Source organism: Flavobacterium sp. TR2 (assembly GCF_025252405.1).
Classification (GTDB): Bacteria; Bacteroidota; Bacteroidia; order Flavobacteriales; family Flavobacteriaceae; genus Flavobacterium.
On sequence record NZ_CP104307.1, the window covers coordinates 3,931,344 to 3,944,772 of the forward strand.

General features: G+C 34.9%; 9 protein-coding genes. 6 read left to right on the forward strand and 3 right to left on the reverse strand.

All coding sequences use genetic code 11. The annotated features are described in order from the left end of the window. Positions 1-40: 40 nt before the first annotated feature. Complete coding sequence (locus N4T20_RS17130; RefSeq protein WP_260670337.1) at positions 41-1,813, forward strand: MutS-related protein; 1,773 nt, start codon at positions 41-43, stop codon at positions 1,811-1,813. Between the two features lie 167 nt (positions 1,814-1,980). Here the strand turns inward: N4T20_RS17130 and N4T20_RS17135 are convergent, their stop codons facing one another. Further along, positions 1,981-3,585 carry a Na+/H+ antiporter gene (locus N4T20_RS17135; RefSeq protein ID WP_260670338.1) on the reverse strand — a complete coding sequence of 535 codons (1,605 nt, stop codon included), beginning with the start codon at positions 3,583-3,585 and terminating at the stop codon, positions 1,981-1,983. A 174-nt stretch (positions 3,586-3,759) separates the two neighbouring features. Between N4T20_RS17135 and ribB the strand changes: the two genes are divergently transcribed. Together ribB and N4T20_RS17145 are read left to right on the forward strand one after the other, a co-directional pair. Further along, positions 3,760-4,422, forward strand: a complete 663-nt coding sequence (gene ribB, locus N4T20_RS17140; RefSeq protein WP_260670339.1) for a 3,4-dihydroxy-2-butanone-4-phosphate synthase — start codon at positions 3,760-3,762, stop codon at positions 4,420-4,422. 134 nt (positions 4,423-4,556) lie between these two features. Continuing rightward, on the forward strand, positions 4,557-5,129 hold the full coding sequence (locus N4T20_RS17145) for a Crp/Fnr family transcriptional regulator (protein ID WP_260670340.1): 573 nt from the start codon (positions 4,557-4,559) through the stop codon (positions 5,127-5,129). 325 nt (positions 5,130-5,454) lie between these two features. Here N4T20_RS17145 and N4T20_RS17150 read toward each other — a convergent pair whose 3' ends face one another. Both N4T20_RS17150 and N4T20_RS17155 read right to left on the reverse strand, forming a co-directional pair. Then, positions 5,455-7,152: a ribonucleoside-diphosphate reductase subunit alpha gene (locus N4T20_RS17150; protein WP_260670341.1), complete on the reverse strand. Its 1,698-nt coding sequence runs from the start codon at positions 7,150-7,152 to the stop codon at positions 5,455-5,457. 19 nt (positions 7,153-7,171) lie between these two features. Then, positions 7,172-8,146: a ribonucleotide-diphosphate reductase subunit beta gene (locus N4T20_RS17155; RefSeq protein WP_260670342.1), complete on the reverse strand. Its 975-nt coding sequence runs from the start codon at positions 8,144-8,146 to the stop codon at positions 7,172-7,174. Positions 8,147-8,913: 767 nt separating this feature from the next. On the opposite strand from N4T20_RS17155, the gene N4T20_RS17160 reads away from it, so the two are divergent. The 3 genes from N4T20_RS17160 (at position 8,914) to N4T20_RS17170 (ending at position 13,299) form a co-directional block, all read left to right on the forward strand. Beyond that, entirely contained in the window at positions 8,914-10,404 is a 1,491-nt protein-coding gene (locus tag N4T20_RS17160; protein WP_260670343.1) for an ankyrin repeat domain-containing protein, read from the forward strand. A gap of 97 nt (positions 10,405-10,501) precedes the next feature. Next, the gene (locus N4T20_RS17165; protein WP_260670344.1) at positions 10,502-10,984 is read left to right on the forward strand and encodes a DUF2271 domain-containing protein; all 483 of its coding nucleotides are present in this window, start codon (positions 10,502-10,504) and stop codon (positions 10,982-10,984) included. 131 nt (positions 10,985-11,115) lie between these two features. Continuing rightward, complete coding sequence (locus tag N4T20_RS17170; protein WP_260670345.1) at positions 11,116-13,299, forward strand: PepSY domain-containing protein; 2,184 nt, start codon at positions 11,116-11,118, stop codon at positions 13,297-13,299. Positions 13,300-13,429: the final 130 nt, after the last annotated feature.

Genomic DNA, 13,429 nt, shown 5'->3' on the forward strand with positions numbered 1-13,429 from the left:
GACTTAAAAGCTATATTTGTATTTCAAGCAAAATAATAGAATGAAAGCATATCCAGACAACGTTGCAAAATACTCAGAGCTCTATAATAAAACCAACAAAAAATACAACAGTATAAGCCTTTTGAGGCTATTAAGCATTGGTCTTTTCTTGTTTTTTATGTTTTACTACATCAAAACAGACCAAATGTTTTATGTGATCCTGGCTGTTTTATCTTTTGCTGGTTTTATTGTTTTAATGAAAATACATTCGCGATTGTCATTTCAAAAATTACTGGCAGAAACGCTTCTAAAAATCAATCAGAATGAAATTGCTTTCTTAAAAAGAGAAAAAACACCTTTTGAAAATGGAGCCGAGTTCATCGATTTTCATCATCCGTACGCTTACGATCTGGATATTTTTGGAGAACATTCTTTATTTCAAAATCTCAACCGAACGGCTTCTTTTATCGGAAAAAAAACACTAGCAGAACTATTGCTCCATACGCTCCCGCAAAGTGAGATTTTAGAAAATCAGGAAGCCGTAAATGAATTAAAAAACAAAATCGATTGGAGACAAGAATTTCAGGCATTGGCAATAATTAGTCAAGATTCCAAACAATCATATGAGGCTATAAAACATTGGATTTCATTTACAAACAATTCATTACCTAAAGTTTTAGTAGCATTATCATTTATTCTTCCTGTAACATTTTTTGGGTTTCTGGCTGCTTATTTTATTACTTCAAAAACCATTATCCTTTCTTATTTAACTTATGTCTTTATCGCTAATTTAATTGTTCTGGGAAGAGCTGTAAAAAGAATCCAATCGGAAATTGCAAAAGCAGACAATGTCGACAGCATTATAAAACAATACAGCTTGTTGATTGAAAAAATTGAGACTGAATCATTCCAATCTAAAAAACTAAAGAATCTTCAAGCACAGCTTAATTTTAAAAATGCAAAAGCAAGCCAGCATCTGAAACAGCTTTCTGAGCTATTTTCTAGAATGAATACGATAAGCAATTTTGTTACAGCAACTTTATTCAACGGAACATTCTTATTCAATCTGCACGTTTTAAGAGCATTGTTAAAATGGAAAGAAGATTATGCTTCAGAAATGAATCATTGGATTGCTATAATTGGCGAAATTGAAGCACTAAACAGTCTGGCAAATTTGGCGTATAACAATGACGATTTCGTTTTTCCTGAAATCAATTCAGACTATCAAATTGAGTTTAAAAACCTAAGCCATCCGCTGCTAAATCCTGCGACAAGAATTGGCAACGACACGCAATTTTACCCTCAATCTTTTGTGATTTTGACAGGTTCTAATATGTCAGGTAAAAGTACGTTTTTAAGAAGTTTAGGCATTAATATGGTGCTTAGCGGAATTGGTTCAGTAGTTTGTGCATCAGAAGCTAAAGTTCATCCACTTCCAGTATTGGTTTCAATGAGATTGTCCGATTCTTTATCGGATAGCGAATCTTACTTTTTTGCTGAAATTAAACGTTTAAAACAAATCATGGATGCGCTTGAAAATCAGCCTGCTTTTGTTTTACTAGATGAGATTTTAAGAGGCACAAATTCCGATGACAAAAGAAACGGAACAATTGAAGTGGTGAAGAAAATAATTTCTAAAAAAGCAATCGGAGCCATAGCTACTCACGATATCGAAGTTTGCCTAACTACCAATGAATACCCCGAAATTTTAACCAATCAATGTTTTGAAGTTGGGATTCAAAACAACGATCTGCATTTCGATTACAAACTTAGAAACGGAATATGCAAAAATAAAAGCGCGACATTCTTAATGCAGAAAATGAACGTAATTTAATTGTGAATTGTTAATGGTGAATTGTAAATGATTTTATTGGTCGAGATTTTTTTTTAAAATTCTAAAAGGAGGACTATTTCTAACTTTAACTTTGTCAAAGTTCAAAACTTTGACAAAGTTTTTTTATAGCCATAAGCCATTAACAATTTACAATTCACCATTAACAATTAATTTTCCTCATACATTTCCATCCACAGACGGGTTTCTTCAAGATCTAATTCTTTTTCTATTTTACGGAAAATTTCTTCGTTTACAGAACCCAATTTATGCATGGATTCTAATTTTGCCCGTTCTACATTTAGCAGATCAATTTGGATTTTAGTGAAATCATTAAAAATTTCTCCACCAAGGAGTTTCCCGTTTCCAAAGAAATTAGCGGGAAGTTCTGTCTTTTGAAGACGATTAAATTTTACTTCGTATTTGCTTTTAATATTATGGAGCAATTCGTCATTCAGCAATGAAAAATTATCTTCTATATGCGCGATAGTTTCTGAAACAATTACATTCCTAATGTTGTATTCCTCTGCAAGTATCGAATAACGTTCAATTTTCAATTTCTTGATCAGCCACGGAAGCGTAAGTCCCTGTATGACTAAAGTTGAAAGTATAACACAGAAAACTAAGTAGATAATTAAATTTCGAAGCGGAAATTCTTCGGTTTTATTCAGCATTAATGGAAGTGCCAAAGCCGCTGCCATAGAAACAACGCCTCGCATTCCTGACCAGCCAAAAATAATCATATTTCGATAGTCAAAAGCTTCCTTTTCACGAATCCTTTTACTGATTATTCTCGGAATCAACGTTGCTGGAACAACCCATAAAAAGCGCACTAAAATAACTACGATACTGATAACTGCTCCCCAGATAAATAACGAATTTCCAGAGTAATTGCTGATTCCTGCAATAATCTGCCTCAACTGAAGTCCGATCAAGATAAAAATCAAACCATTCAAAATGTTGTTTAAAACATCCCAAATCGTATTCGTCATAATTCGGCTTTCATGAGAAAAAATTGTCCCTGATCTAGCCGCTAGAAAAAGACCTGTCGTTACCACAGCCAAAACTCCAGAACCTTCAAAATGCTCTGCAAGCAGATAAGAAGCAAATGGCGTCAGCAAAGTAAGCGTCACCTCTATAATATCATCGCAAACAAATCTTTTATGGATATAGAACATTATGTAACCAACAACCAAACCAATTGCAATGCCTAAAACCGACATTAGCACAAAATTTAACCCTGCCTGCCATAGAACAAAATTCCCTGCTGTAATTGCTGTAAGGGCATATTTGTATGCAACAAGACCACTGGCATCGTTAACCAAACTTTCTCCTTCCAGAATAGCAATCAATCTAGGATTAAGCCCTAAACCTTTTGTAATGGCTGTTGCAGAAACCGCATCGGGGGGCGAAACAATTGCGCCAAGCAGAAAAGCTAACGGCCAAGACATATCATCTATTAGCCAATGCGCAAAAACAGCAACTAATCCTGTCGTAAAAAAAACCAAGCCTACAGCGGCAAAAGTTATCGGACGAATTGACTGCTTGAAATCGGACCAGCTAGTGTGCCATGCCGCGTGATACAAAAGTGGCGGCAAAAATATAATAAACACAATTTCTGGACTCAAAGCAATCACAGGAAGTCCTGGCACAGCACTGATTACAACACCGCATAAAACCAAAACAATCGGAATCGGGAAATTATATCTTTTACTAACAAGACTAAGAAAAGCTACACCGAAAAGCAGCATAATGATTACGGTAATATTCTCCATTTATTGGCGGTATTTATTGATTTAGGATTATGGAATTTGGGTACTAAATTAAGATTTTATGACAACTAAATTGGTTAGCATTAAAAAAATAGAATATCAATTTATTGACTTATATCAAACTTTTTGGTTGTAAACAGCTTTAGATTTGCTTCAAATTATTTCTAAAAAGTTTTTATGATAAGTACAGAATTAAGTCCGTTAGCGCAATTTGGAATTTCGAGTAAAGAACGTATCGAAAATGCTTTGGAACAGCTTAAAAGCGGAAAAGGTGTTTTGGTAACCGACGATGAAAACCGTGAAAATGAAGGCGATCTTATATTTTCTGCACAGCACATGAACGTTTGCGATATGGCCTTAATGATTCGTGAATGCAGCGGCATTGTCTGCCTTTGCCTAACAAATGAAAAGGCAGATCAATTGGAGCTTCCGTACATGGTAAAAGAAAATACGAGCAGTTTTCAAACTCCTTTTACGATTACAATTGAAGCAAAAAATGGAGTAACAACCGGAGTTTCGGCACAAGATCGAATTACCACTATAAAAACAGCCGTAGCAGCAAATGCAAAATCGGAAGATTTAGCAAGACCTGGCCATATTTTTCCGCTTAGAGCGAACGATCATGGCGTTTTAGGAAGAAATGGCCATACCGAAGGAAGTGTCGATTTGATGAAATTGGCTGGCTTACAACCCGAAGCTGTGCTTTGCGAATTGATGAACGAAGACGGCAGCATGGCTAAACTCGACAAAATCATTAGCTTTGCACAAGAACATGATTTGGTAGTTTTATCTATTGAAGATATTATTTATTACCGCAAATTCGTTAGAGATTATAAATAATCCGTTTGCCGAAATTGTTTTTTAACACATTAAAAAACAGCTTTTAGAAGTTTACAAAAGACGTTTTAATTCGAATAATACATATAGAGCTATTTCTATGTGTTAAAACTAAATTTTGGGCATTTTAAATAAATATGATATACCAACAGCTTGGCAATTCCATTCGAAAAAGCATAAACGTTTCTGATGAAGATTTAGAAACCATTCTCTCCTATTTTAAACTTGTTAAAAAAGAAAAAAATGAAATTCTGCTTGCTCAAGGCCAAATCAGTCAAGAAACTTTTTTTGTTGCTAAAGGCTGTCTGCGCATCTTTTTTATCAATGAAGAAGGAAAAGACGCCACCCGATATATTGCTTTCGAAAATCAGTTTGCGACGGCACTGGTTAGTTTTATCACTAAAATGCCAGCTCTTGAAAATATTCAGGTTGTAGAGAAATCAGAATTGCTGACCATTTCTCATGAAGATTTTAATCATTTGATGGAAATAATTCCGCAATGGCGCGAATTTTACAGCAATTATCTGGAAAAAGCATATGTGAATAATGCCAATCGATTAATGTCTTTTACCACAATGGATGCTTTAGAAAGATACAACCAGCTTTTGAAAATAAATCCTGCTATTGTAAAGCGGCTGCCTAATAAAATTGTGGCTTCTTACATTAATATTTCTCAAGAAACTTTGAGTCGGTTGAAGTCTAAGGTTTAGCGTTATTTTTTTTTTGCCACTAAGACGCTAAGTTTTTTTTTTTAAACCACGACCCAAACGATAGCTAACAGGCGAAGCAATTCTCGAATTCAATTATTTTTCTTTGTATGAATTGCCTCCAGCTTTAGCTGTTTTTTTTTAATGTAAAAGGCTTTAGCCAAACTTTGAATTTGGCTAAAGCCTTCTTGCTTTCCTTTTTTACCTCCAGCTAAAGCGGGAGGCAATTCATATCTTAATCAGTTTAAATCTTGTAAAATCTGCATGAAACCTTTCGACACATTCCAAATAAAAAAACCGAATCTAATTTAAGATCCGGTTTTCACTTTTATGATTCACAGCTGCTGCAAGAAACAAGACTTGTTACTAATTCTTTAGAAACGCTTTGGCTTCTTTGGTAATACAAACTTTTGATTCCTAACTGCCAAGCTTCAATCATTAAGCGGTTTACCTCTTTTATTGGAAGTTCGGCTGGAATATTAAGATTTAAACTCTGACCTTGATCCACAAACTTCTGGCGAATTGCCGCCTGCTGTACAATCTCCAACTGGCTTATTTCTTTGAAGGTTTTAAACACATCTTTTTCAGTTTGAGAAAGCTGCGATATATGCTGCACGCTTCCGCCATTCAGCATAATTCCTCTCCAGATTTCTTCGTTATCCAAACCTTTTTCTTCAAGCAGTTTTTTCAGATATTTATTTTTACGCATAAAATTACCTTTGCTCAATCCTGCTTTGTAATAATTGCTGCTAAAAGGTTCAATTCCTGGCGAAGTCTGTCCTAAAATTGCAGAAGAAGAGGTTGTTGGCGCAATTGCCATTGTGGTTGTATTACGTCTTCCGTAGCCTTTTAGCAATTCTGGTTCGCCATAAATTCTAGCCAATTCCTGCGTTGCTTTATCTGCCTTGTCACTAATATGCTTGAAAATTTCTGTGGTTTTCATTTTAGCTTCCATTCCTTCAAACGGAATCATATTTTTCTGCAGATACGAATGCCACCCTAAAACTCCTAAACCAAGCGCACGGTGTCTTTTGGCAAATTTATTGGCTGCAGCAAGATAATAGTTGCCTTCGGTTTTTTCGATAAACTCTTGTAAAACGGCGTCTAAGAAAAAGATCGCCAATTTAACTGCTTCAGTATCTTTCCATTCGTCATACAATTCCAAATTCATAGATGAAAGACAGCAGATAAATGATTCATCTTGAGTTGACGGAAGCATAATCTCGCTGCACAAATTACTGGCGTTAATGCGAAGATTTTGATCTTTATAAACTTGCGGTTTGCTTTTATTTACATTATCGCTAAAAAAGATATAAGGCAATCCTTTTTGCTGACGACTTTCTAATACTTTTGCCCAAACTTGTCTTTTCTCCGTATCGCCATCAATCATTTCCTGCATCCAATAATCTGGCACACAAATTCCGGTAAATAAGTTCTGAATTGGGTTTCCAATGCTTTTAATTTTCAAAAACTCTTCAATATCTGGATGGTCAACGTCCAAATAAGCTGCAAATGCACCACGACGAACGCCTCCTTGCGAAATGGTATCCATTGCGGTATCAAAAAGCTTCATGAAACTAACCGCCCCACTGCTCTTTCCGTTATCGGTTACAGCGCTTCCGCGCTCGCGTAATTCACCAAAATAACCAGAAGTTCCTCCCCCAATTTTGGTCTGCATAATTACTTCTCCCAATTTATGAGTGATACCTTCGATTTTATCTGGAACGTGCACATTGAAGCAAGAAATCGGAAGACCTCTCTCTGTACCCATATTGGCCCAAACTGGCGAACTAATACTCATCCAGCCTCTTTCGATCATTTCAACAAAAGATTCTTTCAATTCTGGTTTGTAAAGCCTTCTAGCGGCAGCCGCACAAATTCTATCAATTGCTCCTTCTACGGTTTCTCCTTTTAAAAGATAGCCGCGGTTTAAAATCTGCTCGCTTTCAGAATTTTTCCACCACATTTTAGTGCCGTTTTGCGGTTCAAAATTGTTATTTTCAGGGTTTATGTCTGTTGTATTCATAATGTATTATAGGCTTGTATTAGAAAAGATCGTTTGCAGTGATACTTTTATCGTGTTTTGTATATTCTACAGGACGTTTTGCAAAGAAATCATCTAGACTGTTTGCAAAAACCTCTTCTTCAAACCAAGTCATTTTTGAATACTCTTCTGGAGAAACATTAAAAATGGTTTCGATATTGATTTGTTTTAAACTTTCGTCAATTCTAAATTTCATGAAGTTTACCAAATCTTCTTTGTTTATGGTTTCAACTGGTCCATTTTCAAAAATCCAGTCTAAAATATCAGCTTCAACACCAATTGATTCTTTAACTGTTTCTCTTACCAATTCTAAAGTTTCAGCATCAAAATATTCTGGGAATTCTTCTCTGATTTTATTAATGATGTAAATTCCGCCATTGGCATGAATCTGCTCGTCAATAGAAGTCCATGCAATAATGTTGCTCACGTTCTTCATATATCCTTTGAATCTTGTAAATGACAGCAAAATGGCAAACTGGCTGAACAATGAAACGTTTTCTATTAAAATGCTAAACAGAATCAGTGAAACCATATATTTTCTGTTGTCCTGAGATTTAGTGTCTTTCAGCACGTTCGAAAGATAATCTACACGTCTGCGCACTACAGGAACATCCAATAATCTTTCAAATTCGTCATTATAGCCTAAAACTTCCAACAAACGAGAATAAGCTTCTGAATGTCTGAATTCGCATTCTGCAAAAGTAGTCCCCAACCCATTGAATTCTGGTTTTGGAAAATGCTCGTATATATTGCCCCAAAAACTTTTTACGGCTACCTCAATCTGTGCAATTGCCAATAAACTATTTTTAATTGCCGTTTTTTCAGCCAGATTTAAATGCGCGTGAAAGTCTTGCGTATCGGCAGTAAAATCTACTTCGGTGTGTACCCAGTAAGCTTTATTAATTGCTTCGGTAAATTGCAGAACCTCAGGATATTCAAAAGGTTTATAATTGATTCTTTTATCGAAAATTGACATACTATATAGAGTTTTAAGTGACTATTTTGAAATAGAAATACGAGCGCTTAAGTTGGGGGGTGGTATCAGCGTGATTTCTATAAATACAAATTTAGCCCACAGTTATTCTTTTGTCTAGTTTTAGATGTTAAAAATCTGTCCAATTATCAACAGTTTTAAAACTCCAAAAAACCGTGATTGTAGAAATCTTATCAACAGGAAAATATTTTCTTGTAATTCGCAATGAACTAGCATTTTCACTAAAATTAAAGTCAAGTTATCAACATGAAAAAATGAGCATTTTCGGGTCAGAAGCAAAAGCAGTTATCAACATTCGGCTTTTGAAATTGGAAATTCGGAAAGCATTTTCAATTGAAAAAAAACGCTTCTTATCAATAATTATTCTAAATAATTTTGCATTACCCAAAAGTATAACTTCCTTTATAACAATTATTTAAAATCAAGCCTTCTATAAGAAACTTAGAAAACATTACAAAATCAGCATATAATGGCGTAAATATTCACGAAATCAATTTCAAAGCTCATTAAAAAAATATTTCTAAAAAAAACTTTCAATACACCTCTAATTAGAACAAAATTAAAATTGACTTAAGCAATTCTTAATTTTCCGCAAAACTGAACCCAAAATTCCTTTTTACAGCAAATTATTCTTGGTTTAAGATTATTAATTTTTACATTTGCTTTTATTTTTATTTATTCTAAATAGAATAGATTTTCCAAAGAATAAATTAATCTTGTACAACTCAATAACCATAAATTATCGAAATATGAAAAAGAATCTTTTTGTTTCTTTTGCATTTGCTGCGACTTTGTTTGTAAGTGCTCAGCAAAAAAACTCGCTATTGGATGCCGCTTTTTGGAAAAGTGCTCCAACTGTTGAAACGGTTCAGGCGGAAATAGCTAAAGGAAATAATCCAGCTGAAGCGAATGCCAATGCGTTTGATGTTACGACTTTAGCTATTAATAATGATGCTCCTTTTGCAACAATCAAATTTTTAGCCGAGCAGCCTGGAAATTCAATCGCAAAATTGACTCATGATAATCGTATTTACTTGCACTGGGCGGCTTATAGAGGCAACACCGAATTGGTGCAGTATTTAATAGATAAAGGTTCTGACGTAAACTTTGAAGACAGCCACGGAACAGCTCCTGCTGATTTTGCCGCTTCAAACGGACAATCAAATCCAGCAATGTACGATGCCTTCTTTAAAGCTGGCCTTAATCCGACAAAAAAATATGCAAACGGTGCCAACCTTTTGCTTTTGGCAATTGCATCTGACAAAGATTTAAAAGCTGCTGAATATTTTTCTACAAAAGGAATGTCTTTAAAAGATGTTGACAGTGACGGTAACACTGCTTTTACTTATGCTGCTAGGTCTGGAAATATTGCTCTTTTGAAAAAACTTTTGGAAAAAGGAATTAAACCGACTGATGCTGCTCTTCTATTTGCTGCGCAAGGAAGCCGAAGAGAAACCAATACTCTTGAAACTTATAAATATTTGGTTGAAGAAGTAAAAATTAAAGCAGCTGCCCAAAACAAAGCAGGACAAAATGTGCTGCATATTTTGGCAGGAAAACCAAATCAGACAGAAATTATTCAATATTTCTTAGCGAAAGGAGTTGATGTAAACAAAGCCGATAAAGAAGGAAATACGCCAATAATGGCTGCTGCATCTGCAAAAGAAGCGGGAGTTTTAGAACTTTTCCTTCCAAAACTTAAAAACATCAATGCTCAAAATCTTAAAGGAGAATCGGCTTTGACATTTGCTGTACGAAACGGATCTCCAGAAGCTGTAAATTTACTTTTGGCTAAAGGTGCCGACGTAAATGTAAAAGATAAAGACGGAAATAATTTAGGCGTTTATCTAGTACAGTCTTATCGTCCTGCGGGAAGAGAAAAAGCGGCAACCGATCCTTTTGATGCAAAAGCAAAAGCACTTCAAGACAAAGGATTAAACTTAGCCGCTCCTCAAAAAGATGGAAACACTTTGTATCATTTAGCCATTACTAAAAACGATGTTTCGCTTCTTAAAAAAATTACCGATTTAAAAGTAGACATCAACGCAAAAAATAAAGATGGCTTAACGGCTTTGCACAGAGCGGCGATGACTTCTAAAGATGATGCAATTTTAAAATATTTAGTTGCTGCAGGAGCTAAAAAAGACATCAGCACAGAGTTTGATGAAACGGCTTATGCTCTGGCTAAAGAAAATGAACTGCTTACCAAAAATAATATCTCCGTTGAGTTTTTAAAATAACTTTTACTAGTTATGAGTTTTGAGTTATGAGTTAAAAATGAAGCTCATAAATAATTCAAAACTCATAACTCATAATTATAATTTATAACTAAATTTCATGAAATCAATATTAAAAATTGCTCTTACAAGTGCTTTTATCTTTCTAATTTCTTTCCAATCTCAGGCACAATCGAGCAAATATAAAATCATGCTTCAAATGAATAACTATATGGGAGAAGGTGCTTATATCGTTGTTTCTTTGATTAATGCAAATGGAGAATACGAAAAAACGCTTTATGTAATGGGCGATGACAAAAAATGGTACAAATCATTGAAAGAATGGAATAAATTCCACTCAAAGAAAAATGAAGATATCAGCGCTAAAACTGGTGCTTCTGTAACTGGAGGGGACCGCAGTGTAACGACAATCGAAATTGAAAATTCTAAAATCAACAAAGGATACAAACTTCGTTTTGAGTCGGCTGTTGAAGATCAGAAATACTATGTAAGCGATCTTGAAGTTCCGCTTACAACAGAAGGTTTGGCTGAAAAAACAGATGGTAAAGGCTACATCAAATATGTAAGATTAAACAAAATATAATCTTAAGCACATTATTTTTTAACCTTATAATGAGTACAAATTTTATTTTTGTGCTTAGAATTAAAATCTGAGCTTTGTCATCGTTTTAGACTTTGACAAAGCTTTAAACGTTTTATAATAGAATACACTCAATGACTCTTTCTTTCTGGCGTTACGCACACTTGGCTCTAGCCTTATTTTCTTCTATTTTTTTGCTTTTGGCTTCGGTAACCGGAATTATTCTGGCAGTCGATGCAGTTCAGGAAAAAACACTTCCGTACAAAGCTGAAAATTTTAATGAAATAACGCTAGGCGAAACGCTATCAATTTTAAAGAAAGAGTATTCTGAAATTACAGAATTGAGTGTAGATTATAATCAGTTTGTAACGCTTCAAGCCATTGATGCAGACGGAAACGACATTAAAGCATACATTGATCCAAAAACGGGAAAAGCATTAGGAACTCCAGCAAAGAAAACCGAATTTATAAACTGGATTACAAGTTTGCACCGCTCGCTGTTTCTTCATGAAACAGGACGTTTTTTTGTTGGTGTTATCTCTTTTTGTTTATTGCTAATATCCATTTCTGGTTTTGTATTGGTTTTAAAGAGACAGCGCGGCATCCGAAATTTCTTTTCTAAAATAATCAAAGAATATTTTGCCCAATATTATCATGTGCTTTTAGGAAGATTGGCTTTAATTCCGATTCTTATTATTGCACTAACAGGAACTTATTTATCGCTGGAAAGATTCAACTTTTTTATGGGTGAAGAAAAAGCAAAACCTGTAAAAACAGAATTTTCAGAAAAAGCCAAGGCTGCCTCAATTTTCAATGCCACTCTATTGTCTGATGTAAAGAAAATAGAATTTCCTTTTACAGATGATCCAGAAGAATATTACATCATTGAACTAAAAGACCGAGAAGTTGAAGTAAATCAGGTTACAGGAGCTGTAATTTCTGAAAAACGTTCGCCAATGACAGCTCAATTTGCGGCATTAAGTCTTGATCTTCACACAGGAAGAATTAACGGAATCTGGGCTGTTATTTTGGCCATTGCCTGCATCAATATTTTGTTCTTTATCTATTCTGGTTTTGCCATTACTTTAAAAAGAAGGTCAAGCCGAATAAAAAATAAATTTAAAGCAAACGAAAGCACTTTTATACTTTTGGTTGGTTCCGAAAATGGAAGCACTTTCCGATTTGCCAATGCCATCCAAAAACAATTAATAGATCAAGGTCAGAAAGTTTTTGTCAGCGAATTGAACAAATTTTCTGCCTATCCTAAAGCTGAACACATTGTCGTATTTACGTCAACTCACGGTTTGGGAGACGCGCCTTCAAACGGAACGCAATTCAAAGCATTAATTGAAAAACAGAATCAGGAACAGAACATTAACTTTTCTGTGGTTGGTTTTGGTTCAAAATCATATCCCGATTTTTGCCAGTTTGCTATCGAAATAGATCAGCTTTTAGGAAAACAAAAATGGGCAGATCGTTATTTAGATCTGAAAACTGTAAATGACAAATCGGCTGTTGAATTTGTAGAATGGGTAAGATTATGGAGTGAAAAAACTGGAATTCCGTTGGCGACCACTCCATCTTTATACAACCACGTTCCAAAAGGCCTGCAAAAATTTATGGTTCTCGATAAAACGCCAATTTCTGAAACCGAACATACTTTTATTCTGACTTTAAAATCTAATGCCAGAACTAAATTTAGCTCTGGCGATTTACTTGCCATTTATCCTGCCAACGATTCTAGAGAACGCCTCTACTCTATCGGAAATCATTCCGGAAATATTCAGCTGGTTGTAAAATTGCATCCAAACGGATTGGGTTCTGGTTTTTTGAACGCTTTAGAACCTGGGAATGTAATAAAAGCGCAGATTGTTAAAAATCCTGCTTTTCATCTGCCTAAAAAAGCTCCAAAAGTGGCTTTTGTTTCTAACGGAACAGGAATTGCTCCTTTCTTAGGAATGATCGAACAGAATAAAACAAAACAAGAGCTTCATCTCTATAGCGGATTTAGGATGGTGACGCCAACGTTAATGGCTTACAGAAAATTTGCTGACATTATGATCCAGAAAGAGCATCTGGATAATTTTCATGTGGCGCTATCCCGTGAAGCAGAACATATTTATGTAATGGATTTGATTAAAAGAGATGCTAATTTCTTCGTGAATTTATTGAAAAAAGATGGTGTCATTATGATTTGCGGTTCACTTGCGATGCAGAAAGATGTAGAGAACATTTTGAGCGAATTGTGCACAGCAAAAGGTTTAAAAACGCTTTCTGAATATAAAGCCAATAAACAATTTTTAACGGACTGTTATTGATTTTGAATTTTAGATTGTTGATTTTAGATTTTGGATTGTGGATTTTGGATTGTCGATTTATATTTCGGACAAATCCCAGAGGGATGGCATATTTATAGATCAAATTTAATTCAACGCAGCTAAAGCCCCA

Bases quoted from the DNA above. Each gene is read 5' to 3' on its own strand.
- ribB (WP_260670339.1), top strand. From the start codon at position 3,760: ATGATAAGTACAGAATTAAGTCCGTTAGCGCAATTTGGAATTTCGAGT.
- N4T20_RS17170 (WP_260670345.1), top strand. From the start codon at position 11,116: ATGACTCTTTCTTTCTGGCGTTACGCACACTTGGCTCTAGCCTTATTT.
- N4T20_RS17150 (WP_260670341.1), bottom strand. From the start codon at position 7,152: ATGAATACAACAGACATAAACCCTGAAAATAACAATTTTGAACCGCAA.
- N4T20_RS17165 (WP_260670344.1), top strand. From the start codon at position 10,502: ATGAAATCAATATTAAAAATTGCTCTTACAAGTGCTTTTATCTTTCTA.
- N4T20_RS17160 (WP_260670343.1), top strand. From the start codon at position 8,914: ATGAAAAAGAATCTTTTTGTTTCTTTTGCATTTGCTGCGACTTTGTTT.
- N4T20_RS17145 (WP_260670340.1), top strand. From the start codon at position 4,557: ATGATATACCAACAGCTTGGCAATTCCATTCGAAAAAGCATAAACGTT.
- N4T20_RS17155 (WP_260670342.1), bottom strand. From the start codon at position 8,146: ATGTCAATTTTCGATAAAAGAATCAATTATAAACCTTTTGAATATCCT.
- N4T20_RS17135 (WP_260670338.1), bottom strand. From the start codon at position 3,585: ATGGAGAATATTACCGTAATCATTATGCTGCTTTTCGGTGTAGCTTTT.
- N4T20_RS17130 (WP_260670337.1), top strand. From the start codon at position 41: ATGAAAGCATATCCAGACAACGTTGCAAAATACTCAGAGCTCTATAAT.